The following is a 21,429-nucleotide window of genomic DNA, read 5'->3' on the forward strand; positions in this document are numbered from 1 at the left end:
TAGTTTGTCTTCAATCTGAAGTGAGACATAAGAGGTGTCCTCTATGTCTCACTTTTTATCTTAAAGAGATTATTATCTAACCATTTTTTTAACTTTTTCAATGGTATTTAATTTATGTTGCCAACATTCCATTGATAAGTCTACTGGGTATTTTTGTGGATTTAAATTACGTTTATACTCTTCCCATAAGGAATCTAAATTACTTTTCGCATATTCTTTAATATCTTGAAGTTTCGGCAAATCATACACACGCTCACCTTCAATATAAATATCGCGAAGAATTGGACGAGCTTCAAAATCCGTCACTGTTTTATTAATAAACGTGTGAACAGGATGGAACATATAAAGCTCCTTTTGATCTCTTGGGTCTTCATGCCACAAGGTCACATAATCCCCTTCAGACTTACCATCTTTTTTACCAGTAATTCGCCACACTTGTTTTTTCCCTGGCGTTGATACTTTTTCAACATTACTTGATAATTTAATCGTATCAATCATTTCACCACGGGTATTTTCAATTGATACAAGCTTGTATACAGCACCTAAGGCAGGTTGATCGTAAGCTGTAATAAGTTTAGTTCCGATTCCCCATACATCAATTTTAGCTTTTTGCATTTTTAAGTTTAAAATAGTGGATTCATCTAAATCATTTGACGCATAAATTTTAGCATCTGTATAACCAGCTTCATCTAGCTGATGACGTACTTTTTTAGAAATATAAGCCATATCTCCACTATCAATACGTACACCTAAGAAGTTGATTTTGTCACCCATTTCATTTGCCACTCGAATCGCATTTGGCACACCTGATTTTAGAGTGTCAAATGTATCTACTAAGAACACACAATCTTTATGAGTGCTAGCATAAGCTTTAAATCCTTCATAATCATCTAAATAAGATTGCACTAAACTATGAGCATGAGTTCCTGATGCCGGCATACCAAAAATCTTAGCAGCACGAACATTACTTGTTGCGTCACATCCGCCAATATAAGCAGCGCGAGTCCCCCAAATAGCAGCGTCCATTTCTTGCGCGCGTCTTGTACCAAATTCCATAACCAAATCATCTTCACAAACTGCTCTAACACGAGCCGCTTTTGTAGCAATCAACGTTTGGTAGTTAATAATATTTAAAATAGCTGTTTCCACTAACTGGCATTGAGCTAAAGGACCTTCTACTTGGAATAAAGGCTCATCATTAAAAACCATCTCGCCTTCAACAACTGAACGCACGGTACAAGTAAATTTAAACTCTTTTAAATAAGTTAAAAATTCTTCCGGGTATTCCGTTACTTCTCTTAAATAAGCAATATCACTTTCTGTGAAAGTTAAATGATCTAGATAATTAACAACTCTTTCTAGACCAGCAAAAATGGCATAACCATGTTTAAAAGGCATGTCTCTAAAGTAACACTCAAAAACTGCATGTAAGTCTGCACGGTCTAACTCCCAATAAGTTTTCATCATATTAAGTTGGTATAAATCCGTGTGAAGGGTTAAACTATCATCTTTGTACATTTATCTGTCTTCTCCAATTCTGTTCTGACTTAAAGTCTCACTCTATATTTTACGTCTTATAAAAAACTTTCTCAACCTTTTTCCCTTTCTTTTCAGTCCATTTACATGATATATTGTGTCAGACAAATAAAGGAGGTCCTTATGCTTATTTTTTTACTAATACTCGGACTTATCGGTAGTACATTCATCGCTATAAGCGGTTATTTTCTTCATGCCATTTCTTTTTCAGGCATTTTTGCAACGATTTTTATTGGAACTAGCTTAGCATTAACAGGCAACATACCTATTTGGGCAACGGTTATTTTTTTATTTGGTTCTTCTTTAGTCATTAACTTGATCAAACAAGTTCTCTTCCCTGATAGTCTATCTAAAGAAACTGTTATCCATGAAAAGAACGGACCTAGAGATTATTTCCAAATTCTAGCAAATACTCTACCTGCTACTATTTTCATCTTACTTTACACATTCACTTCAAATAACAGTTTTCTATTAGGAAGCCTCGCCTCATTAGCAGGAGCAACAGCCGATACTTGGGCTTCTGAAATTGGTATGTTGAGTAAAAGAAAACCAATTGATATCACCACATTCAAACCTTTACCTACTGGACTTTCTGGTGGCGTGAGTTTATTAGGTTTAATCGCTTCATTTTTCGGTAGTTTGTTTGCCGTTTTAATCTTTTTTATTTTTAGTAAACTCTTCTACCAAGAGACAACCACGCAACACTTATTTTCGATAGTAGTTTTAGGCTTCTTCACCTCTCTACTGGACAGCTTACTAGGCAGTTTGTTCCAAAGAACATATCAAACAACTAACAATGAATTAACAGAACAAGCAACAGGTAACAAACTTGTCCACGGTGTGACTTGGCTATCAAATGATGGTGTTAACTTAATAGCGACCTCTTGTATTGCTATTATCACTTTTTTATTAACAAACTAAAAAAAGAGGTTGAGACAAATGTCTCAACCTCTTTGATTACTTCAACTATAAAAATTATTTTACAGTTACTGAAGCTCCAACTTCTTCTAATGAAGCTTTTAATGCTTCAGCGTCTTCTTTAGAAACGCCTTCTTTGATTGGTGCAGGAGCGCCATCAACTAAAGCTTTAGCTTCTTTAAGACCTAAACCAGTTGCTTCACGAACTGCTTTGATAACTTTAACTTTTGAATCTCCAGCAGAAGTTAATTCTACAGTGAATTCAGTTTGTTCTGCAGCAGCAGAAGCTTCACCAGCACCAGCAGCAGCTACAGGAGCAGCAGCAGATACACCAAATTCTTCTTCGATAGCTTTTACTAAGTCATTTAATTCTAAGATAGTTGATACTTTTAAATCAGCAATAATTTGTTCAACGTTTAATGCCATTATATTTTCCTCCATTGTAATCTTTTATAAGATTAATTTTTAGTTTTTTAGTTTAAAGCGAAATTACAATTAAGCAACTTCTTCTTCTTTTGCTTCTGATACAGCTTTAACTGCGTATGCAACGTTTCTGACAGGAGCTTGTAATACTGAAAGTAACATAGAAAGTAAACCTTCGCGGTTTGGTAATTTAGCAAGAGCAATGATTTCTTCGATAGAAGATACGTTACCTTCGATAATACCACCTTTAATTTCTAATTTATCAGCAGTTTTAGCAAAATCATTCATGATTTTAGCTGGAGCAACTACGTCTTCGTTACTAAATGCTACGGCAGTAGGTCCAACGAATACGTCTCCCATACCTTCTAATCCAGCAGCTTCAGCAGCACGACGTAAGATACCATTTTTGATAACTTTCATCTCAACGTTTGCATCACGTAATTGTTTACGTAAATCTGTTACTTGTTCAACTGTTAAACCACGGTAATCAACAACGACTACTGATGCAGCTTCTTTTAATTTAGCAGTAACAACTTCAACTTCTTGAGCTTTTTTAGCGATTGATGCTTCACTCATTTGTTTCACCTCCGTAAATATTAGATGGTGGAGTTTTTTTAACATAAAAAAACCCCATGCCACCGTTGACATAGAGGGACCATTGATTTCATTCAATATCGTCCTCGGTAGGAAATTAAGACTTACGTCACCTACTGTCTTCGGTACAGTTATTATTAACCTAGACAACTATAACACAGATAGTTGCCTAGGACAAGTTTTTTTCTAAAAATTATAGAGATAAGGCGTCTACTTTAACTCCAGGACCAAATGTTGTAGTCACTGTTAAGTTTTTGATGTATTGACCTTTAGTTGCTGCAGGTTTAGCTTTAACAATCACTTCATGGATTGCTTTTAAGTTTTCGATTAATTTAGCATCGTCAAATGATACTTTACCGATTGGTACATGGATGTTACCTTGTTTGTCAACGCGGTAAGTTACTTTACCAGCTTTAACTTCTTCAACAGCTTTAGTTACGTCCATAGTAACAGTTCCTGTTTTAGGGTTAGGCATTAATCCTTTAGGTCCTAACACACGACCTAATTGACCAACTTGCGCCATCATGTCTGGTGTTGCAACAACAACGTCAAAACCAAACCATCCACCTTTAATTTTTTCAACCATGTCAGCATCGCCAACAAAGTCTGCTCCAGCAGCTTCAGCTTCTTTAGCTTTTTCGCCTTTAGCAAAAACTAAAACTGATTGAGTTTTACCAGTACCATTAGGTAAAACCATAGCTCCACGGATTTGTTGATCCGCTTTTTTAGGATCTACATTTAAGTTGTAAGCAACTTCTACAGTTGCGTCAAATTTTGCAATGTTTGTTTCTTTAGCTAAAGCAACTGCTTCTGCTGCAGAATAATGTTTTAATACGTCTACTTTTTTTAATGCATCTTGCATTTTTTTACTCTTTTTAGCCATTTTGTGTTTCCTCCTTGATTGTGGTTATAACGGTCGAACCTCCCACGGAATTTATACTTTTCAATATAAACCGACTGAGAAGCTACTTCTAGTATCAATAGAATAAAAAATTATTCTACAGTGATACCCATGCTTCGTGCAGTACCTTCTACCATGCGCATTGCTGCTTCAACGTCAGCTGCGTTTAGGTCTTGCATTTTAGTTTCAGCAATTTCTTTTACTTGATCTTTAGTTACAGTTGCAACTTTTTTAGAATTTGGCTCACCAGAACCTTTTTCGATTTTAGCAGCTTTTTTAAGTAATACTGCAGCTGGTGGTGTTTTTGTAATAAATGTAAATGAACGGTCTTCATATACAGAAATTACTACAGGAATGATTAATCCTGCTTGATCAGCCGTACGAGCGTTGAATTCTTTTGTGAATCCCATAATGTTAATACCCGCTTGTCCTAATGCTGGTCCAACTGGTGGTGCTGGAGTTGCTTTCCCTGCTGGGATTTGTAACTTAACTAATTTTTCTACTTTCTTTGCCACGAGACATACCTCCTTAAGTCCGTGATGTGGTTTAATGGAGATGAAAATTTCTCCTCCCACGCTTCTTTATCAAAAAAGAAGCACGTGTGTAAAACACGTACCTTGACATTATATAAAATATGCAAAAAAAAAGCAACCCTATTTATGACTTTTTTAGATATATTAATGGAATCAGCCTATTCCTTGCAGTTAAAATTTTGCCGTGATAGAGTGTAAAGTAAGCTTATAAATAAGGAAGGAATGTGTTTTATGATAAGACTAGCCCAACCAAAAGATGCTAGTGAAGCAATGGATTTAGTGATGATTGTATTAAGAGATATGGAACTTGAGGTATTTAACAAAATTTCTGAAGAGCAAGTTAAAGAACTACTAGTAACTGCCTTTGTTGATAAACCTAATTACCGTTATGGGTTTAAAAATGCGCTTGTTAAAGAAATTGATAATCAAGTTGCAGGTGTGGCTTTTGGCTACCCTGATCATATTGAAACATCAATTGATGACGACTTCATTCAACTATTATTAGAAAACGGCTTAACTGAAGAACATAAATTTTTCCACGAATTAGAAACCTTCAAAAATGAATGGTACTTAGATACTCTAGTTACCTCTCCTAATTTCCGAGGCCAAGGTGTTGCTAGAGAGTTATTAGATTCACTTTCTACAATTGCTAAAGAAAAAGAATGTCCTGCAATTGGATTAAACGTGGATAAAGTTAATGAAAGTGCTAGACGTATTTATTTAAATAACGGCTTTTCAAAAGTTGGTGAAATTGATATTGCCAATCATCGTTACGATCATCTACAAAAAAATGTAGGCTAATTAACATATAAATGTAGGCTAATTAACATATAATAGTAAGAAACATTAAAAGAAAGACACTTTTCTTTTAATGTTTCTTTTTTTCTTTTTAATACGGATATCCCTTGCTAATTCACCTAAAATGTTCTATACTATATATGAACAATCGTTCATATGAAAATAAAAACATATATTATTTTAGGAGGGATTTATTATGGCTCAGCATACACACGCTCAAGAGCATGACCACAGTCAAAGTGAACACACTCATGAACACAATCACGGTAATCTGCCTGTTGTTCTTTTCTTTCTTGGTCTAGCAACTTTCATACTTAGCTACTTTGTTTCTGCCACATTATGGCAAAATATTCTCGGAACACTTACTATTTTTCTATCTGGCTACCATATCATTATTGAAGGTGTGGAGGATACGATTAACCAAACAAAAGAATTCAAAAAATTCACCCCAAATGTCCACATTCTGATGACTCTGGCTGCTATTGGTGCAGCGATCATCGGTGACTTCAGAGAAGGTGCTCTACTTATCTTAATCTTTGCTGGTGCTCACTTTTTAGAAGAATACGCTGAAGGTAAAAGTAAGCGTGAAATTACAAATCTAATGAATATGAACCCAACCGAAGCCCGACTTATTCAACCTGATGGCTCAACTAAAATTGTTGAAGTTAGTTCTTTAGTCGTTGGTGATAAACTTCAAGTCTTAAATGGGGATCAAATTCCAACAGATGGAAAAATTATTGCTGGTTTTACTTCTATTGATGAATCTTCTATAAATGGAGAAAGTATCCCGGCTGAAAAAACTGTTGGTGATGATGTTTATGGTAGTACCATTAATGGCAACGGTGCTATCACGATTGAGGTAACTAAAGATAGCTCAGAAACAGTTTTTGCCAAAATTCTTGAGTTGGTTAATCAATCTCAAAGTAATCTTTCTAAAAAAGCGACAAAAATTAAAAAATTAGAACCTAAATACGTAACTGCTGTCATGATCATCGTGGCTCTTTATATTGTAGCAATGCCACTAATCTTTGGTGCTACTTGGTACGATAGCTTTTATAAGGGTATGGTTTTCTTAACTGTCGCTTCTCCTTGTGCTTTAGCTGCTAGTGACGTTCCCGCTACTCTTTCTGGTATTTCAAATTTGGCTAAACGCGGGGTTCTATTTAAAGGTGGTTCTTACCTATCTAACTTAGAAGGTATTAAAGCTATAGCTTTTGATAAAACAGGAACCTTAACAGAAGGTAAACCTAAAGTTACAGATGTTGTCTTTATCGAAAGCCATCAAGAAAAAGCACAAAATTACTCAAATATTATTGCAGCGATGGAAAAACAAGCAAACCATCCTCTAGCTGATGCTATTCTTAATCACCTGACTGTGACTGAAGAAATCAACTTAGACATCGACAATCAAATTGGTAAAGGACTCGTTTCTAATTACCAAAATAAAGACTATCGTATTGGAAAACCTAGTCAGTTTACCCAAGTACCTGAAGAACTGGCTCAACTAAATCATAAATTGGCAGAAGATGGTAAAACAGTGGTTTTCTTCTCAGAAGATGACTATGTCATTGGGCTAATCGCTATGATGGACTTACCAAATGACAATGCTAAAAAAGTCATTGCCTACCTGCATGAACAAGGTATTCACACAACAATGATTACTGGAGACGCTGAAAAAACCGGTCAAGCTGTAGCTAAACAATTAGGTATGGATGAAGTAGTTGGTAACGTCTTACCTGAAAACAAATCAGCAATTGTTGAAGAACTAGAGAAAAAATACGGTTCAACTGCTATGGTTGGTGATGGTGTCAATGATGCTCCAGCTCTTGTGAAAGCAGACATCGGTATTGCTATGGGTGAAGGAACAGACATTGCCATCGATGTGGCTGATGTGGTTCTAATGAAAAATGATTTAACCAAACTTAGCTACGCTCATAAAGTGTCAAAACGACTTGATAAAGTGGTTATGCAAAACATTGCCTTTTCAATGTTTATTGTAGCTCTACTAGTTATCCTCAACATTGTTGGTAAAATGAATTTACCACTAGGTATCTTAGCCCATGAAGGAAGTACCCTCATTGTTCTCTTCAATGGTTTACGTTTATTAAAACCTATTAAAGACTAATAAAAAAACTCTAACTGATTAATAACCGGTTAGAGTTTTTTGTTATTTAAACATTTTTTAATCTATTCAAACGGTAACACTTGTTGCTTTTCTGCGGCTTCAAAAATTGTTTCAATTAGTTTTAACACTCTATACACTTCAGTGTTTTTAACAATTGGATCCGCCTCGTTTCTAACAACGTTGTAAAAATTACGATAGAAAGAATCAAACTCTGGTGCTACCTCTTTAATCGGTAATGTGGTTGTAGCTTCTTCTGAAGGAGGTGCCATGGTTTTAGTTAAACCTTGACCTGCTTGAATGGGCACTAAATTATGGTGGTCAATGATTCCTGTTTGTTTCACGATTTCACCTGATAAGTCCCAATCTTGAATCACAGCAGCCCCTTCAAACCCTCTGACATACCATCTTGGTAGCTTCACAAAATTAGTTGTTCCGACTTCGACAATAGCCTTAACCCCATTTTCAAAGGTCAGATAGCTAATAAAACCGTCATCAACGTCATCTCCTAAAACAAAACTTAAGTCTGCAGCCACTGTCTTAAGTGGACTATCCACCATAAATAAGAGTTGGTCTAACAAATGTACGCCCCAATCAAGTAACATGCCGCCACCATGTTCTTTTAGATGACGCCAGTCTCCAGGAATTCCGTTTGCTCCTTGAACACGTGATTCAATTTGAAATAAATCCCCTACTTGTTTTTGGTTATACAAGTCACGAATAATTAAAAAATCATTGTCCCAACGTCTGTTTTGATGAACCATGAAAGTCCTTCTCTCTAATTGAGCAAGAGCCATGACTTCTTCTAATTCTTGGGTATTCATCATCACTGGCTTCTCACAAACAACATGTTTACCTGCTTTTATAGCTTGAATCGCTAATTCTTTGTGCGAGTCATTTGGTGTCGCTATTAAAACAGCTTCGACTTCCGCAGCTACTAGCACGTTTTCAAGACTGTCATAAGTCTTAAATCCATCTGCTTGAGCTTGAGTCAGACGTTCTTCTTTAATATCATAAACACCTACCACATTGAGACCTGTTGTTTCTGCAATAAGTTCTTTGGCATGATAACTTCCCATACCACCATAGCCAATGACGACAAAATTAATTGCTTCCATTTCTTTACCTCCTAGCTTTAAGCCCACCACATATCTGTTGGTTGCTCATGAATCATGATTGATTTCAAATTCGTTACTGCTCTATCAAATCCTTCATCAATTGACATCAATGGATCTTCATGCTCAATGCTCAATACATAATCATAGCCATACAATCTTAAAGCACTAATAATATCTGACCATTCTTTCATGTCGTGTCCACAGCCTACTGACCTAAAGCTCCATGCTCTCGTTTGGACATCTCCATAAGGTTGCATGTCTGTTAGACCATGCATGTTAATATTATCTTGATCTAGATATGTATCTTTAGCATGGAAATGATGAATCGCTTTTTCTTTACCCAAAATTTTGATTGTCCCAACTGGATCAATCCCTTGCCACCACAAGTGTGAAGGATCTAAATTACAACCGATATGACTCCCTGCACCATCTCTTAATTTCAACATGGTAAAAGGCGTGTGAGCAGAAAAGCCACCATGTAGCTCAATTCCAATCTTCACACCTGACTGACTACATACATCATTTATATCTTTCCAATAGGGAATGAGTTTTTTCTCCCATTGATAATTATAAATGTCTGCGTATTCTGTTGGCCATGGTAAAACTGGCCAGTTAACAGTTGTGTCTGTCTCGTTTCCTCCAGGGATTCCTGAGAAGCCGTTAACTACAGGGACATTCATCAATGAAGCTAATTGAATGGTTTTTCTTAATAGCTCATCTGCTTCCTTCGCTTCATTTTTATTAGGTGAAACAGGGTTATTGTGGCAACTAAACGCACTGATTTCAAGACCATTTGCTTGTAGTTTACTTAAGTATTCTTTTCTCTCATCACTAGAAACTAATAGTTTATCAATATCACAATGAGCATTTCCAGGTGAACCACCTGTGCCGATTTCCACTGTTTGAAGTCCTCTTTTAGCCACTGCTTCAATCATCTCATCAAAACTTAGTTGATTGAACAAAGGTGTAAATACGCCTAATTTCATTGATTATCTCCCTTTCTCTTTCCATTCTTTTAAAGTCTTCACATTTATTTTGGCACTTTCCATTGGTGTTAACTCTTGAAATGCCTCTTGCTCGATGACAACCCAGTCTAACTCTGCTTCTTTAGCCCAATCTAGATAACGATCAATAGGTAATATACCTTTACCAATCTCTGTGCTTTCTTTTTCCTCACCTGTCACACGCATGTCTTTTAAGTGCAGCCACTTTATATTTTGTTGATGTTTTGTTAACCAAGGAATCACGTCTACCCCTGCATAAGCAAGCCAATACGTATCCACTTCTAATTGAATAGTGGGAATTAACTCAATCATTTTTTCTAAGATATTCACTTGAGGAATTGCCATTAGTTCATGAGCGTGATTATGATAACCTAGAGTTAACCCTTCTTTATTTAGCTTGTCGCTAATCTCTTTTAATATCAGAATTTGTTCTTCCCATTCTTTTTCTGAAGGGGCATCCATGTAAGGCACAATAAGCACTTCGTTTCCTAATGCTTTTTCAAAAGCGACTGTTTCATCAAACTCATCTCTTAACTGTTCAAAACCAACATGAGCACCTGATACATGTAAAGACAGCTCTGCTAATTTAACTTTAATTGCTTCGGCTTTTCTATTATAGTAACCAGCAAATTCCACACCGTCGTAACCAAAGGCTTTAACTTGCTCCAAGACTGACTCAAAGTCCTCAGCACAAGCTTCTTGAACACTCCAAAGTTGTAAACTAATTAATGGTTTCATTGTTTATCCCTTCCAATTCTCTAAGGTTTCAAGTGGTTGATGATGCCCGTAGCTTGGATAAGTACTCTGACTAGGTGTGGCCCACTGAACTGCGTTTTTTATCACACGTTGGACTTTTTTGTGGTAGTAAGAGGGATACGTTTCGTGTCCTGGTTGGAAATAAAAGATTTTACCGTTTCCTCTTTTATAGGTACAACCACCTCTAAAGACCTCTCCGCCTTGGTACCAGTTGATAAAAATCAACTCGTCTGGTGCGGGAATATCAAAGTGTTCTCCGTACATTTCTTCTTTTTCAAGTTCAATGTATTCACCAATCCCATCAGTAATCGGATGACTTGGATTCACATTCCAAATACGACACGTTTCATCTGCCTCACGCCATTTTAAATCACAACTAGTTCCCATTAATTTCATGAAAATTTTTGACATATGACCTGAATGAAGAACAATTAGTCCCATGCCTTGTAGGATACGTTCATGGACACGATTGACAATCTCATCTGCTACTTCATCATGAGCCATGTGCCCCCACCAAATTAGGACATCTGTCTCATCTAAAACTTCCTCTGTTAACCCATGTTCAGCCTCATCTAAAGTCGCTGTTTTTACCACAAACTCTTCTTGTAAAAAACTTTTTAGTTGTTCATGAATCCCATTTGGGTACACTTCTCTTACTTTTTCGTCTGTCAGTTCATGACGGTATTCATTCCATACTGTGACATGTATCATTTTCTAATCACCTTTTCCACTTAAGTTAGTTGTTTAAAAAAACAGGTTCTCCTGTTTTAGAGGACTCATAAATAGCTTCTAAAATTTCTGTTACGACTAAAGCTTCTTCTGGTTTAACTACAGGATCTTTATCCTCTATAATTGCTTGGATCCAAGAAACTGCTTCTAAAACCGCAGGATCTGAGCCTTCGCCATCATAAAAGGCAACGCCACCTGTTTCTAACTCCACTTGACGTTCATATAATAAACCACGATCTTCCCCGTTAATCGTTAAGCCATTTCTCATATCAGCTCCTGCTTTTGTCCCAGCAAGAGTTGTTTTAGCTTCATCAACTTCTAAACTATTTAAGGCCCAACTAGCTTCTAAGAAAATAGATGCACCATTTTCCATAGTCACAAACCCAAAAGCTGAATCTTCAACTGTAAATTTCTCTGGATTCCAAGGTCCCCAAGCATTAGCTGCATTTTTTGTTTGAGATAATTTGTGATAAGCATTTCCTACTACGTATTTTGGTTTATAGTTATTCATCATCCATAGGGTTAAGTCTAAAGCATGTGTCCCGATATCGATTAATGGACCTCCACCTTGAGCTTCTTCATCTAAGAAAACACCCCAAGTTGGAACAGCTCGACGACGAATAGCATGAGCTTTTCCTACATAAATATCGCCTAACTCACCATCAGCACATACTTGGTGCAAATATTGAGAATCTGTTCTAAAACGATTTTGATAGCCAATCGTTAATTTTTTTCCTGTTTCTTTAGCAGCTTCAACCATTCGTCTACCTTCTTCACTGGTTTTAGCCATTGGTTTTTCACACATAACGTGTTTTCCTGAATGAAGTCCTGCAATAGAAATCTCTGCATGAGAATTATTTGGTGTACACACATGAATCACATCAATGCTTGTGTCTTTTAATAAATCTTCATAGTTTGTGTAAGCACGAGCTTCCGCTACTCCAAATTCTTCTTTGGCCTTTTCTGCTTTTTCTAAATCAATATCACAAAAAGCCACCATTTCAACTTCTTTAACTTGTTTTAAAGCAGGCATGTGCTTTCCATTTGCAATACCACCACAGCCGATAATCCCAATTTTTAACGTCATAATAAAAAACCTCCACTAAAGTTTTGTTTGTGACTTCATTCTACAAAACTTTGGTAGGGGTTTCTTCCTTGTTTCTCGCTTAAATATTCCCGAATATTGCCTTTTGATACTTTAGTGGTGACATGCCCACTTGTTCTTTAAATACATGATGAAAGGTTTTAACACTATTAAAACCTGACTTTTCTGCTACTTCTATCATAGGAATTTTTTCGTGAGATAAAATATACTTAGCTTGGTTGATACGATAATCCGTTAAAAACTGCATAAGGGTTTGTCCAGTATTCTTTTTAAAGAATCGTGAAAAATAAAAGGGACTAAAACCAATCACCGCAGCAACTTCTTCTAGGGTAACCACTTCATTATAATGGGTTTCAATATACATAAAAACATCATTTAGCCGCTCTAGGGTTTCTTGATTATTAACGGCTTCTGAAAAAGTGACTTGTTGATACATCTCAGGTTTTTGAGGAATTTCTCTATAGTAAAGAGCCATTAATTTTAATAAATTGCCTATTACAACATGCTCATATCCTGGCTGTTGTTCCGCCATTTCTGTGAAGGATTCTTTCAAGTAAGCGATGACCTTTTCTTTTGTTTCAAGAGGCCAATAGACACTATGATTTTCAGCTTTTTCAAACAATTTAATAATCTCTAAGTGACTTTTCTCCTTAAACGTTTTGTCTCTAAAGAGGTTTAAGTCAAACTGATAGACCAGTCGATTGCTTCCAGGGGATGCCATAAAATAGTGGGCTTCCCCACTACCAAATACAAATAGCTCACCTTCATGAACTTGAACAATCTGATCATTGTACCCAATATTCACTGAGCCCTTGGTCACGTAAATGATTTCAATTTCTTTATGCCAATGAGGAGGCACAATGATTTCTCCTTCATTTTCAAAAATAATCAAAGGAAACACCTCTGACCATTTGGGTATTTCTAAGTATAGACTCATTAGAAGACTTCCTTTCATACTAGTTGAATCTAAGTATAGCAAATTATAGGAAATAGGATAAATAAAAAAGAGATGAGTGTTGGCTTCATCTCTTTTAGACTATTTAGCGTAATCTACTGCTCGAACTTCTCTTACAACAGTTACTTTAATATGTCCAGGATATTCTAACTCGTTTTCGATGCGTTTTCTAACTTCTCTTACAAGAAGTGTTGCTTCGTCATCTGTTACTTCATCTGGTTTTACCATCACGCGAATCTCACGACCTGCTTGAATAGCAAAACTTGTGTCAACACCAGGGAAATCATTAGCAATACCTTCTAAACGCTCTAAACGTTTAATGTAGTTTTCTAATGACTCACTTCTAGCACCAGGTCTTGCAGCTGATAAAGCATCTGCTGCGGCAACTAATACTGAAATAACTGATGTAGCTTCAACATCTCCGTGGTGAGAAGCAACTGCGTTAATAACAACTGGATGTTCTTTATATTTACTTACAAGCTCTGTTCCAATTTCTACATGGGAACCATCTACTTCATGATCAAGGGCTTTACCAATGTCATGGAGTAAACCAGCTCGTCTAGCTAATGTAGCATCTTCTCCTAGCTCTTCAGCTAAAACTCCTGCTAATTTAGCTACTTCGATTGAATGGTTTAATACATTTTGACCATAGCTTGTTCTGAATCTCATGCGACCTAGTGTCTTAATTAAATCTGGGTGAAGTGAGTGAACACCAACCTCAAAGGCTGCATTTTCACCATACTCACGAATTCTTTCATCCATCTCTTTACGAGATTTCTCAACCATCTCTTCAATACGAGCTGGGTGAATTCTACCATCTTGAATTAATTTTTCTAATGTCATTCGAGCGATTTCTCGTCTTATTGGATCAAAACCAGAAAGAACTACTGCTTCTGGTGTGTCATCAATAATTAAATCAATCCCTGTTAGTGTTTCAAGTGTTCGAATATTTCGACCTTCTCGACCAATGATACGACCTTTCATGTCGTCATTTGGTAAATTAACCACTGTAACGGTTAATTCTGAGACTTGATCAGCTGCACAACGTTGAATGGCTAGAGATAACATGTTTTTCGCTTTTCTCTCAGCTTCTTCTTTTGCTCGTTGCTCACTATCTTTAACTAACATTGCTCTTTCATGTGTTAATTCTTCTTCAGTTTCAGCCATAATAATGCCTTTGGCTTCTTCTTTGGTCAAAGATGCGACTTTTTCTAGTTCCTCTTTTTGTCGTTCAATCAATTCCGATACTTTTTGTTCTCGCTCATCAATCAATTGTCTCTTAGAATCAATTTTTTCCTCTTTTTCCTCGAGTGAACGTTCGCGTTTTTCAATAGCGTCATCTTTGCGATCAAGATTATTCTCTTTTTGTAATAGGCGATTCTCTTGATTTTTTAATTCTGCTCTTTCTTCTTTCAGCTCACTTTCGATTTCAGATCGGTAATTTTGATTCTGTTCCTTAGCTTCCAACAAATACTCTTTTTGAAGAGTTTCAGCTTCTTTTTTCGCTTGCTCTATAATACTGTCTGCTGTATTATTTGCTCCGTCAATAGATTTCTCATGTTGACTTTTTGAAAAAAAGTAACCGACTGCCAAACCCACAATTAATCCGATGATAGTGAGGAGTATCAAATTCATAACAACACCTCCATACTATCTTAATTTGTTTTTATGTGTAGATTAAAAGTAAAATATTTCTAAATCATACTCTACAGGCATGACTGTATAAATTAAAACTATACATCTCTCATTTTAAGCTTTGTTAAATGGAGTGTCAACTTAAATAATAGCTACATTAAGTATAAAAAAACTGCTAAACAGACTTCTATATCTATTTAGCAGTTTTCTTATTTTTTAATCTTCTGAATCTAATGATAACTCTTCTTCTGTTTCTTCAACAGGAACAACTCCGTCCATGTTGTAAGCAATACGGACTTTTTCGTAAATCTCTTGCATGATGTCTTGGTTTTCTGCAAGGAATTTTTTAGCATTTTCTCGCCCTTGGCCAATTTTCTCATCATTATAAGAATACCAAGCACCACTTTTATTCACGATATCTTTGTCAGAAGCCATATCAAGAAGTTCTCCTTCTTGAGAAATACCTTCTCCGTACATAATATCCACTTCAGCAATTCTGAATGGTGGTGCTACTTTATTTTTAACAACTTTGATTTTTGTTCTGTTACCAATGATATCTGTTCCTTGTTTTAATTGCTCTGCACGTCGAACTTCAAGACGAACAGTTGCGTAAAACTTAAGGGCACGTCCCCCTGGTGTTACTTCAGGGTTACCAAACATAACTCCTACTTTTTCTCGAATTTGGTTAATGAAAATAGCAATTGTTTTTGTTTTATTAATCGTTCCTGAGAGTTTTCTTAAAGCTTGAGACATCAAACGGGCTTGTAGGCCTACGTGAGAGTCTCCCATTTCGCCATCGATTTCAGCACGAGGTACAAGAGCTGCTACAGAGTCGACTACTACAATATCAATCGCACCACTTGAAACAAGAGCTTCAGCGATGTTTAATCCTTGCTCTCCTGTATCAGGTTGAGATAATAATAACTCATCGATATTTACACCTAAAGCTTGTGCGTACTTAGGATCTAGGGCATGCTCTGCATCGATAAAGGCAGCTGTTCCACCTTCTTTTTGAACAGCAGCAATTGCATGTAAAGCAACAGTTGTTTTACCAGAACTCTCTGGTCCGTAAACTTCAATAATACGGCCACGAGGGTATCCACCTACACCTAAAGCTGAGTCTAATGCTAGTGATCCACTTGAAACTGTAGAAATTTGTGTATCTACCTTTTCTCCTAACTTCATGACAGAACCTTTACCATAATCTTTTTCTATTTTCTTTAACGCTGCATCTAATGCTGCTTTACGATTATCTGACATCAATGTGCCTCCTTCAATTTCTCTCTTCATTAACATAATACTTTCTTTTATAGCAAAAATCAAGATAAAAGCGAACAAATATTCGCCTTATTTCATTATTTCTTTTCTAAGGAGATTTAGACCGTGCTTTACTGCACCGTCCTTGATGTAATCTCGCTCCCTTTTTATCACCAACTCATGACTAATAGTTCTTTCTTTAGAAGATACACTTAATAAAACAGAGCCAACTTCTTTATTATCTACTTTATCTGGACCACCAACTCCAATCATAGCTAGTCCGTAATCTGTTTTCATGACTTGTCTAATAGCCTTAGCTAGTGACTCCACTTGAACTTGATTAAGAACCTCTGCTGCTTGTTGATCTTCTTTGGCAAACTCTAACAACTGGCGTTTTGTTTCTAATGAATAAGCCACTACGCCACCTTTAAAAACTTGAGAACTTCCCTTAATATCTGTTAGTCTTCCTTGACATAAACCACCTGAAACACCTTCTACAACAGATAGGGTTGCTTTTTCTTGTTTCAGTAAATCAACCACAACTTCTTCAATGGTCAGTTCTTCACCGTAACCGTAAAAGAACTCTCCTACTTCGTCCATAACCAGTTGCTCCATGCTATCTAATGCAAGTTGCGCTTCTTTTTCAGTCGTACTTTTAGCAGTGATTCTTAGCATAACTTCATTTGATTTAGCATAAGTCGCTAAAGTAGGGTTGGTTTGATGACGAATAAGGTCATCTAATTTTTCGGCTAAAAAAGACTCCCCAATTCCCATGAATCTTAAATAAGTTGAATCCAGTCTTGTGTCATTTGGTAACAACTCTTTTAATAGAGGTAAACCTTCTTTTGCCACTGCTTTCATCTCTCTTGGCGGACCAGGTAATAACAAATAATAAACACCTTTATGCTCAGCTAAAAGGCCACAAGCTAGTCCAGCAGGATTTTGTAAAGTTGTACTTCCTTCTATTGTTAGTGCTTGTCGTTTGTTATTTTCCGTCACACCTCGTTTAGAGTGTTGAAAAAATACTTCTAAACGTTCCATAGCTTCGTCGTCATACATCAACTCTTTGCCTAAAAATTTAGCTGTCGTTTGTTTGGTTAAATCATCTTCTGTTGGTCCAAGTCCCCCACACACAACAACTAAATCCGCACGTTTACTGGCCTCTTCTAATGAAACTAGTAATCTTCCTTCATTATCTCCAACTACTTGTTGATGGTATAAATCAAAACCTAAGTGACTCAAAAATTCAGACAAATAAGTCGCATTGGTATTAACAATTTGACCTAGTAAAATTTCAGTACCTACTGCAATAATCTCTGCTTTCATCTTGTTACCTCACATTCAACATACGTTTGTTTTCACCTTTTATTTTATCATACTTCCGTAGAATTCCCTTTTTATCTCTCTCAAAAAAATAATTGCCTTCAAAAGTGCTAAAGACGAACCTTCGTGGTAAAATGTGACTATCACATTGTGTTAAGGAGAGAAACTATGGGACTTTATAAAAGCGTCTTTGATATTATTGGACCAATCATGATCGGTCCAAGCAGTTCTCACACTGCTGGAGCGGCTCGAATTGGAAAAATCGTTCGTCAAATTTTTGGCGAACAACCTGATACAGTTGATTTGTATCTTTACGAGTCATTTGCAAAAACCTATCGAGGGCACGGGACTGACATTGCTCTTGTTGGAGGTCTTCTTGATATGGAGCCCGATGACGAGCGTCTATCGGACTCATTAAGAATTGCCCATGAATTAGGTATGAGTGTTGCTTTTGTCCCAAAATCAGAAGCTTCAGACCATCCAAACTTAGTCAAAATCTTTGTCAAAAAAGGCGAACGAACAATGACTTGTACGGGTATTTCTATTGGTGGAGGTGCTATTCAAATTTCTGAATTAAACGGCTTTAAGATTAATTTAGACATGTCGACACCTACTTATTTAACCGTTCATCAAGATAAACCAGGTATCGTGGCTAAAGTAACAGCTATTTTATCTGATCACGAAATTAATATCAGTACAATGACAGTTACCCGTGAATCAAAAGGTGAAAAAGCCATTATGATTATTGAAGTAGACGACCGCATCGAAGGATTAACTTGTCTACTTAAAGAAATTGACGGTGTAGACGAAGTGAGTTTCTTTGGTTAAGGAGGAAAATAAATGTTTGGAACAATAGAAGAATTAGTTGAATTAGCTAATCAACATGGCTCTGTTCACGAAGCAATGATTGTCACTGAAATGGAACAATCTCAGTATTCACGTGAGTTTATTTTAGAGCATATGGGAAAAAATTTAGATGTTATGATGGCTTCCATTAAAAAAGGTATTGGTGGCGTTACTTCTGTTACTGGCTTAACTGGTGGTGATGCGCCTAAACTGAATGCCTATATCGCTTCTGGTAATTATTTAACCGGAAAAACAGCCTTAACAGCTGCTCAAAATGCGATTGCTGTTAATGAAGTTAATGCTGAAATGGGTGTTATCTGTGCCACACCAACTGCTGGTAGCGCTGGTGTAGCAGCAGGCGTTTTATCTGCTCTAGTAGAAGATAGACAGTTAACCCGTGAAGAGCAAATTAATTTCTTATTCACTGCTGGTGCGTTCGGCTTAGTGATTGCTAATAATGCTTCAATTAGTGGAGCTGCTGGTGGTTGTCAAGCAGAAATTGGTTCAGCTAGCGCTATGGCAAGCGCTGCTCTTGTTGAAGTTTGTGGCGGGACGCCTGAGCAATCAGCTCAAGCTGTTGCCATTACCATTAAAAATATGATGGGACTTATCTGTGATCCTGTTGCGGGCCTTGTGGAAGTCCCTTGCGTGAAACGTAATGCTCTTGGAGCCACACAAGCTTTTGTATCAGCAGATATGGCTTTAGCAGGCATTACAAGTGTCATTCCGCCTGATGAAGTTGTTGAAGCGATGCATGTAGTCGGCATGCAGATGCCTAAGATTTTTAAAGAAACAGGTGAAGGCGGGTTAGCTGCTACCAAAACAGGCAGAGCTATTTCTAACCGTATTTTCCCTAAAGAATAAAAAATAGAGGTTATGACTGATTGAAGTCATAACCTCTATTTTTATCTTAACGCTCTCTTTTAGCCTCATTTTCTCGTGCAATTTCTTGTTGTTGTGAGGCAATAAATCCTTTGTTATCAAAATCATTTACTAAACCAGCTTGACCTTTATTAATACCGCCAAGCCCTGTGTTAACCATTTTTCCCCATCCTTTTAAAGGGTCTTTTCCTTTTGCTCGAAGTTCATCATTTTTCTGTCTAATTTTTTCAGATTTCAACAATTCTTTTTTTTCATAAACAATCACTCCTTTTGGTGTCTATCATTATACCATAGATTCTTCTTTTTCATCTGTTGTGTACATAACTCCAATTCCTGTTATCGCACTGATGATAGAAAAGACTGGTGATAATAAACTAAAGAAAGCAAATGGTAAGTAAGTCAATGTTGGAACACCAAAAGTACTTGCAACAAAACTTCCTGCAATTCCCCATGGAATTAAGTAGTTAATTACTGTTCCGCCGTCTTCTAAAGTTCGACTTAATACAACTGGATCAATGTTTTTTTCTTTAAAAGCCTCTTTAAAGGCATTCCCTGGCAAGATAACTGATAAAAATTGTTCTCCGATAAATAGGTTAACACCAATACTTGAGAGTAAAGTTACAACAATTAATTGCCAAGTTGCAGTCAACTTTTTAACTAAGGCATTAATAACTAAAGTGATTAGTCCCATTTCCATTAAGATACCCCCTAATGAAAGAGTTAGGATAATCAGTGCTACTGTTGGCATCATACTTTCGATTCCTCCACGTGACAACAAGGCATCAATTGACGCATTCCCTGTGTTCGCAACAAATCCAGATTCAACCACTTTAGCAATGCTATTAATGGATGTTGATGGTGATTGAATCAAAATCATGATAATTCCGACAATCACATTAAGTAAAATCGTGATAATGGCTGGTATTTTTTTCCAAGCACAAATGAGCATTAAAGCAATTGGGATCATCGCCCACATTGAAATTGAAAAGTTAGCTTCTAACACATTAACTACTGTATCAATTTCGCTTAAATCAGCTGTGGTATTGTTCATGCCTAATACGGCAAATAAGATTAATGAAACGATAAAGGCTGGTATTGTTGACCACATTAAATGTTTAATATGTTTAAATAAATCAGCTCCAACAATGGCTGAGGCTAAATTAGTTGATTCTGATAATGGAGACATTTTATCACCAAATACTGAACCAGACACAATTGCTCCGACAATCAAGGCTTCATTTAACCCGAGTGTAGTCCCTATTCCAAAGAAAGCTATCCCGATAGTTGACATAACTGTGAAGGCACTACCTACAGCACTTCCCACAATCGCACACACAAGAAATACTGATGGGACAAACCACTTCACACTAATAATGTTAAAGCCAACAACCATCAAAGTGGGAATAATCCCTGCTTGAATCCAAACAGCAATTAAAGCTCCAACTAATAAAAAGATAAAAATGGGAATAATTCCTGGTTTTAACCCTGACACAATTCCGTTGTTCACCATTCCTAAAGGCATTTTTTTAATAACCATGTAAAAAATACTAACACTAATAGCAAACAATATGGTGATATTAGGCGATAACTTAAGGCCAATCACTCCAATGGAAATACTTAATATAATTAAACTTAAAACAATACTTGCTTCGACTAAACTTATTTTTTTATTCATTCTTTCTCTCTCCTCTAATAATTAAAATGCTTTAACTACTAGACAGACGATAACGAATAATTCCCCCACAACTTTCTTTCACTTGATTCTCCTCCTTAAAAATATAAAAAAAGTCGCTCTTATAGACTAATCTATAAGGGCGACTTTGACATCACGGTACCACCTTATTTAAAACAATGACTTGTTTCATCTCATTCAACGTATTTAATTGTTTCTTTTTTAGTGTAATTCAACAAATAAGTTGGGTCGATTTTCAGCAACCATCGACTTTCTTAGGCTCAAATCTTATTGTCTACTGGATAAAAAAGTACTTCTTGAT

At 36.4% G+C, this 21,429-nt stretch carries 21 protein-coding genes and 1 other annotated feature; of the genes, 5 read left to right on the forward strand and 16 right to left on the reverse strand.

The annotated features are described in order from the left end of the window. Positions 1–72: 72 nt before the first annotated feature. Positions 73–1,518, reverse strand: a complete 1,446-nt coding sequence (locus DOK76_RS04910; RefSeq protein WP_206965392.1) for a nicotinate phosphoribosyltransferase — start codon at positions 1,516–1,518, stop codon at positions 73–75. A 141-nt stretch (positions 1,519–1,659) separates the two neighbouring features. On the opposite strand from DOK76_RS04910, the gene DOK76_RS04915 reads away from it, so the two are divergent. Further along, positions 1,660–2,457 carry a DUF92 domain-containing protein gene (locus DOK76_RS04915; RefSeq protein WP_206965393.1) on the forward strand — a complete coding sequence of 266 codons (798 nt, stop codon included), beginning with the start codon at positions 1,660–1,662 and terminating at the stop codon, positions 2,455–2,457. A gap of 54 nt (positions 2,458–2,511) precedes the next feature. Here the strand turns inward: DOK76_RS04915 and rplL are convergent, their stop codons facing one another. The 4 genes from rplL to rplK form a co-directional block, all read right to left on the reverse strand. Continuing rightward, the gene (gene rplL / locus DOK76_RS04920) at positions 2,512–2,880 is read right to left on the reverse strand and encodes a 50S ribosomal protein L7/L12 (RefSeq protein ID WP_206965395.1); all 369 of its coding nucleotides are present in this window, start codon (positions 2,878–2,880) and stop codon (positions 2,512–2,514) included. 69 nt (positions 2,881–2,949) lie between these two features. Continuing rightward, positions 2,950–3,453 carry a 50S ribosomal protein L10 gene (rplJ, locus tag DOK76_RS04925; protein ID WP_206965397.1) on the reverse strand — a complete coding sequence of 168 codons (504 nt, stop codon included), beginning with the start codon at positions 3,451–3,453 and terminating at the stop codon, positions 2,950–2,952. Positions 3,454–3,489: 36 nt separating this feature from the next. Continuing rightward, positions 3,490–3,615: a sequence feature (ribosomal protein L10 leader region), on the reverse strand. A 49-nt stretch (positions 3,616–3,664) separates the two neighbouring features. After that, positions 3,665–4,354: a 50S ribosomal protein L1 gene (gene rplA / locus DOK76_RS04930; RefSeq protein ID WP_206965399.1), complete on the reverse strand. Its 690-nt coding sequence runs from the start codon at positions 4,352–4,354 to the stop codon at positions 3,665–3,667. Between the two features lie 110 nt (positions 4,355–4,464). Continuing rightward, positions 4,465–4,887 (reverse strand): 50S ribosomal protein L11, encoded by a 423-nt coding sequence (gene rplK / locus DOK76_RS04935; protein ID WP_206965401.1) that lies wholly within the window; start codon positions 4,885–4,887, stop codon positions 4,465–4,467. 249 nt (positions 4,888–5,136) lie between these two features. Here rplK and DOK76_RS04940 point away from each other — a divergent pair, with 249 nt between their 5' ends. Together DOK76_RS04940 and DOK76_RS04945 are read left to right on the forward strand one after the other, a co-directional pair. After that, a complete protein-coding gene (locus DOK76_RS04940) occupies positions 5,137–5,706 on the forward strand; it encodes a GNAT family N-acetyltransferase (RefSeq protein WP_206965402.1) in 570 nt (189 codons plus the stop codon). A 193-nt stretch (positions 5,707–5,899) separates the two neighbouring features. After that, entirely contained in the window at positions 5,900–7,828 is a 1,929-nt protein-coding gene (locus tag DOK76_RS04945; RefSeq protein WP_206965404.1) for a heavy metal translocating P-type ATPase, read from the forward strand. A gap of 62 nt (positions 7,829–7,890) precedes the next feature. On the opposite strand, the gene DOK76_RS04950 is transcribed toward DOK76_RS04945, so the two are convergent. The 9 genes from DOK76_RS04950 to DOK76_RS04990 all read right to left on the reverse strand — a co-directional run bounded on the left by DOK76_RS04950 (position 7,891) and on the right by DOK76_RS04990 (position 17,710). Further along, positions 7,891–8,943: a Gfo/Idh/MocA family protein gene (locus DOK76_RS04950; protein ID WP_206965406.1), complete on the reverse strand. Its 1,053-nt coding sequence runs from the start codon at positions 8,941–8,943 to the stop codon at positions 7,891–7,893. 17 nt (positions 8,944–8,960) lie between these two features. Further along, positions 8,961–9,929: a sugar phosphate isomerase/epimerase family protein gene (locus tag DOK76_RS04955; protein ID WP_206965408.1), complete on the reverse strand. Its 969-nt coding sequence runs from the start codon at positions 9,927–9,929 to the stop codon at positions 8,961–8,963. Between the two features lie 3 nt (positions 9,930–9,932). Next, positions 9,933–10,685: a sugar phosphate isomerase/epimerase family protein gene (locus tag DOK76_RS04960; protein ID WP_206965409.1), complete on the reverse strand. Its 753-nt coding sequence runs from the start codon at positions 10,683–10,685 to the stop codon at positions 9,933–9,935. Between the two features lie 3 nt (positions 10,686–10,688). After that, the gene (locus DOK76_RS04965) at positions 10,689–11,414 is read right to left on the reverse strand and encodes a ThuA domain-containing protein (RefSeq protein WP_206965410.1); all 726 of its coding nucleotides are present in this window, start codon (positions 11,412–11,414) and stop codon (positions 10,689–10,691) included. 25 nt (positions 11,415–11,439) lie between these two features. Next, the gene (locus tag DOK76_RS04970; RefSeq protein ID WP_206965411.1) at positions 11,440–12,519 is read right to left on the reverse strand and encodes a Gfo/Idh/MocA family protein; all 1,080 of its coding nucleotides are present in this window, start codon (positions 12,517–12,519) and stop codon (positions 11,440–11,442) included. Between the two features lie 79 nt (positions 12,520–12,598). Next, positions 12,599–13,474 carry an AraC family transcriptional regulator gene (locus DOK76_RS04975; RefSeq protein WP_206965412.1) on the reverse strand — a complete coding sequence of 292 codons (876 nt, stop codon included), beginning with the start codon at positions 13,472–13,474 and terminating at the stop codon, positions 12,599–12,601. 99 nt (positions 13,475–13,573) lie between these two features. Continuing rightward, the gene (gene rny / locus DOK76_RS04980) at positions 13,574–15,127 is read right to left on the reverse strand and encodes a ribonuclease Y (protein ID WP_206965413.1); all 1,554 of its coding nucleotides are present in this window, start codon (positions 15,125–15,127) and stop codon (positions 13,574–13,576) included. Between the two features lie 216 nt (positions 15,128–15,343). After that, entirely contained in the window at positions 15,344–16,387 is a 1,044-nt protein-coding gene (gene recA, locus DOK76_RS04985) for a recombinase RecA (protein ID WP_206965414.1), read from the reverse strand. 87 nt (positions 16,388–16,474) lie between these two features. Next, the gene (locus DOK76_RS04990) at positions 16,475–17,710 is read right to left on the reverse strand and encodes a competence/damage-inducible protein A (protein ID WP_206965416.1); all 1,236 of its coding nucleotides are present in this window, start codon (positions 17,708–17,710) and stop codon (positions 16,475–16,477) included. 165 nt (positions 17,711–17,875) lie between these two features. Between DOK76_RS04990 and sdaAB the strand changes: the two genes are divergently transcribed. Together sdaAB and sdaAA are read left to right on the forward strand one after the other, a co-directional pair. Then, entirely contained in the window at positions 17,876–18,535 is a 660-nt protein-coding gene (gene sdaAB, locus DOK76_RS04995) for an L-serine ammonia-lyase, iron-sulfur-dependent subunit beta (protein ID WP_206965418.1), read from the forward strand. A gap of 12 nt (positions 18,536–18,547) precedes the next feature. Then, on the forward strand, positions 18,548–19,417 hold the full coding sequence (gene sdaAA, locus DOK76_RS05000; protein ID WP_206965420.1) for an L-serine ammonia-lyase, iron-sulfur-dependent, subunit alpha: 870 nt from the start codon (positions 18,548–18,550) through the stop codon (positions 19,415–19,417). A 46-nt stretch (positions 19,418–19,463) separates the two neighbouring features. On the opposite strand, the gene DOK76_RS05005 is transcribed toward sdaAA, so the two are convergent. Both DOK76_RS05005 and nhaC read right to left on the reverse strand, forming a co-directional pair. Continuing rightward, positions 19,464–19,700, reverse strand: a complete 237-nt coding sequence (locus DOK76_RS05005) for a hypothetical protein (protein ID WP_206965422.1) — start codon at positions 19,698–19,700, stop codon at positions 19,464–19,466. An 18-nt stretch (positions 19,701–19,718) separates the two neighbouring features. Next, the gene (gene nhaC / locus DOK76_RS05010) at positions 19,719–21,110 is read right to left on the reverse strand and encodes a Na+/H+ antiporter NhaC (RefSeq protein ID WP_206965423.1); all 1,392 of its coding nucleotides are present in this window, start codon (positions 21,108–21,110) and stop codon (positions 19,719–19,721) included. Positions 21,111–21,429: the final 319 nt, after the last annotated feature.

Origin of the sequence: Candidatus Vagococcus giribetii (assembly GCF_017316185.1) — a bacterium.
In the GTDB taxonomy this organism is placed as follows: domain Bacteria; phylum Bacillota; class Bacilli; order Lactobacillales; family Vagococcaceae; genus Vagococcus; species Vagococcus giribetii.